The sequence below is a fragment of the Pseudonocardia sp. Ae505_Ps2 genome, from assembly GCF_001932425.1.
GTDB lineage: Bacteria > Actinomycetota > Actinomycetes > Mycobacteriales > Pseudonocardiaceae > Pseudonocardia.
Window position 1 is genome coordinate 94,986 of sequence record NZ_MCIP01000001.1, and the last position, 1,846, is coordinate 96,831.

The 1,846-nt window shown below is 58.5% G+C and carries 3 protein-coding genes; 2 read left to right on the top strand and 1 reads right to left on the bottom strand.

Features of this window, described 5'->3' with window-relative positions; translation table 11 throughout:
• Positions 1-48: 48 nt before the first annotated feature.
• Complete coding sequence (locus tag Ae505Ps2_RS32375; RefSeq protein WP_170917006.1) at positions 49-216, top strand: hypothetical protein; 168 nt, start codon at positions 49-51, stop codon at positions 214-216.
• 66 nt (positions 217-282) lie between these two features.
• Here Ae505Ps2_RS32375 and Ae505Ps2_RS00450 read toward each other — a convergent pair whose 3' ends face one another.
• The gene (locus Ae505Ps2_RS00450) at positions 283-1,365 is read right to left on the bottom strand and encodes a glycosyltransferase family 1 protein (protein WP_075553320.1); all 1,083 of its coding nucleotides are present in this window, start codon (positions 1,363-1,365) and stop codon (positions 283-285) included.
• A gap of 126 nt (positions 1,366-1,491) precedes the next feature.
• Between Ae505Ps2_RS00450 and Ae505Ps2_RS32380 the strand changes: the two genes are divergently transcribed.
• Positions 1,492-1,846 (top strand): hypothetical protein (locus tag Ae505Ps2_RS32380; RefSeq protein WP_212567598.1); only part of this gene is annotated, 355 nt, incomplete at its 3' end.

Here is a 1,846-nt window from a genome sequence, read left to right on the forward strand (position 1 = left end):
ACACGCACGCGAGGCCGAAAAGGGGGATCCTCAGCCAGCCGGCGCGCATTGATTCAGCTGTCGGGCAACGAGATCCGCCGTCTCCTCGCCGCGCTCGCCTTCACCCCGCTCACCTGCATCGACCACGTCATGCACTGGTCGACCTGGCGCCGTGAACGCCAACAACAGGCCCGCGACTGCCACTACCGCCGACGCGGCGAACGACCCCCGAGCTGATCAACTGCCGTTGCAGTACAAAGCCTCATTGGCGAGAGTCGTCCAGGATCACGCATACTGAACGATTCAACGCCGCTCTTGCGCTAATGTCATGGCGAGGTGTCTGATTCTTGAAACGCTGACCTCCCAAGAGTGTTTGCTCTGCCACCACGAGGGTTCGATCGGCATTGCAGGCTGATCGCAGACCTGACGTATTCCTCGACTAATATCTTGAACGTTATTCGGATTGACAAACACGGCATTATCTTGAAGTGTCTCACGGAACACAGGAATGTCACTCACCACCGACTTCGTGCCGAAGAATGCCGCTTCGACCGGAGGCATCCCGAAGCCCTCATCGAACGACACGAAGACTAGCGCTCGAGTATTCTTGTACAACCACGTCAGCTCTGAGTCGCCGATATACCCAGTAAACAGAATCTCATTCCGATCTATCCCTTCGCGTGCGGATTCAGACAACTGTGATTGACGCCCATCACGCTCGCCGACCACTACCAGCGGAAAATCCTTGCATACAAGCCCGCTCGCTCGAGCTGCGTCGATCGCCCGTCCAAGGTTCTTTCTCTTATTGAGGCGTCCAACAGCGAGAATGAAGCTATCGGCGACCAGGCCGAGTCGCATCGCGACAGATTTCGTTGGCGTGATCTCGGTCAGTTCACTACTGAGGCCGAGACCGACTGCATCTACAGGCCGGGAGACATGCCTTGCGATTCGCTTGGCCTCAGATTCAGACGAGGTAACGATCGAGTCGGCGAATCGAGCGGTCAGACTCATGCCGCGAAAGTATGCACGCTCGACGAAGGAGAACCACTCCGGGTGCTCGAGGAACATCAAGTCGTGTATGTACGTCAGTTTAACGGCGGGATTCTTCAAGATCGGAGTAAAGTTCTGACCGATGTACACGCACGGCTGAAAGTCTCTCAAAGCCGCCCCGCTGCCCAACGCCACACCCAAGCCGTGGGGGCGCAGCCGGGTCCAATAGTAGACACCTGGGAAGTCGCCACCCTTGGCCAGCTCGTTGCGGTTGTTTTCGTAGAACACTCCGGCCAACTCGTCCTGCGGATATTCCGTGCTCCACGTGGTCACAATATCGCGAAGAACATGCCTGTTCGACGGCGGGCCCTCGAACCACCAGTAGCAGTCGAACATGACTCTCAAGCTTCTCTCCTAGCGGATAGGTGCAGCATCTCGGTCCTTCGGACGACAGGATCTACCAGGCTCGACGCATCACGAATTCTGCTCCGCACTGACTGTGTTGATCAAGCAAAGTCTGAGGTGGCGCTCGAGCACACAATCGATCATACTATTGACGTCTGTGTCAGCAGCCATACTGACATGCGCACCGGCCGGACGATGGGCTGTGATCGCAGCAGCAGTCCTGTTTTAATTGTTCCGCGGTCGGGCATAACCGGCCTCGGTCTCACAGAGGGCGTATCAGGCTTGCCACTCGTGCCGCTCTCCCACGGCGTCGTGCACGGCACCTTCTCACCACTCACCGTGACCGCGCTGATCCCGCGATCGCAGCCGAGGGATCAGGACACCGGCTACGCCGCGTCGCCGTTCGTCGCTCCCCGACGCTGCTGGCAACACAGCACCACGTGCGGCTCCACTCTCGCGGCCCGGTTCGACC

Excerpts from the sequence above, each read along its gene's own strand:
- Ae505Ps2_RS00450 (WP_075553320.1), bottom strand. The coding sequence starts at position 1,365 with ATGTTCGACTGCTACTGGTGGTTCGAGGGCCCGCCGTCGAACAGGCAT.